We start from the raw sequence: 1,092 nt of genomic DNA, 5'->3' as shown, positions 1-1,092 counted from the left end.
CTTCCATCATAAATCCCTACAAATCGACGTCTGATCGCCATGAAACACTGGCTTATCAGACAGTTACACGCGTCTCGACCCTCGAAAGAGGGACGAGCGATCACGCGCGTCTACGCATCGCCATGGCCTACAGGGCCGCCTCAATTGGTTTCTCCAATCCATTCAGAACGAAACGTAGAAACTAATGAGGAATATCATCATGCGTGATGACGCAGTGAGAATGCTGTCGGGGCCAAACCAGAGAGCCTGGCTGATGCGAAACACCAGATATAACCCAGAGACTGAGCGTCTTCTGGTATGGAACGTCATAACGTGGAAATGGTGTATAGCTGGGCCAGAAAATATTCTGGAGATCTGTCCGCTGTCTGTTCGGGGGTTCGGTGATCCAAGCGACATCTGGAAGGATGTTCGAGCTAAGGCCAACAGTCAGCTTTATGTTCCGCAGCAACACGGTGATGCTCCCGTACATAATCAAGAAAAACGCAGGGAATGGCTGAGGGAAAGCAGGAGACGAAAATGCCTTCCCGAACGCATTGAAATTTTCAACGTGATACAGGGCCGGTGGGTGCCGGTCACTCAGGAGAACCTGGCGGAGCATTACTCCCGCTTATATTGGGAACCCATCGGGCTGCGCAAAGCGTGGGAAGAAATCGAGGCCGGCGCGGTTGCTGACCCCGAAGCAGAATTGACCCTGCAAGAGCATGCTGAATTTCTGGTCGAGCATCTTTTCGGAAGGCGGTGCAAAAGCCCAGAAACTTCCGATGAGCGTATTTCAGTCATCGTAGAGGATTTTTATTCTGCACGGGAAGAGCAGGAGCGGGCGCCACCACCACCTCCTCCTCAGCAGCTTCCGACATTCGAGGAGCGGTTGGATGCCCGGATGCCCGAAGTGCTCGAAATCTGGGCAGCCTCTCAGACAGGCCATATCACTTCACGGTTGGTGGTCGAAGATCTGCTTCATTATCAATGGCCGATATCTACGATCCATCAACGGGCACTTGGCCGCGCCATGCGGCAGGCTGGATGGACCTTGCAGAGAACTGCAAAAAAAAGGTTCTGGGTTAAAAACGCATGAGGACGATATCGCCCTTC

The 1,092-nt window shown here is 52.8% G+C and carries 1 protein-coding gene; it reads left to right on the top strand.

All coding sequences use genetic code 11. The annotated features are described in order from the left end of the window. The first annotated feature begins 199 nt into the window (after positions 1-199). A complete protein-coding gene (locus GFJ39_RS13880; protein WP_153432043.1) occupies positions 200-1,075 on the top strand; it encodes a hypothetical protein in 876 nt (291 codons plus the stop codon). The last annotated feature ends 17 nt before the right edge of the window (positions 1,076-1,092 follow it).

Origin of the sequence: Gluconobacter aidae (assembly GCF_009547075.1) — a bacterium.
In the GTDB taxonomy this organism is placed as follows: Bacteria; Pseudomonadota; Alphaproteobacteria; order Acetobacterales; family Acetobacteraceae; genus Gluconobacter; species Gluconobacter aidae.
The sequence above is the reverse complement of the archived record's forward strand: the minus strand, read 5'-3'. Positions and strand labels throughout refer to the sequence as shown.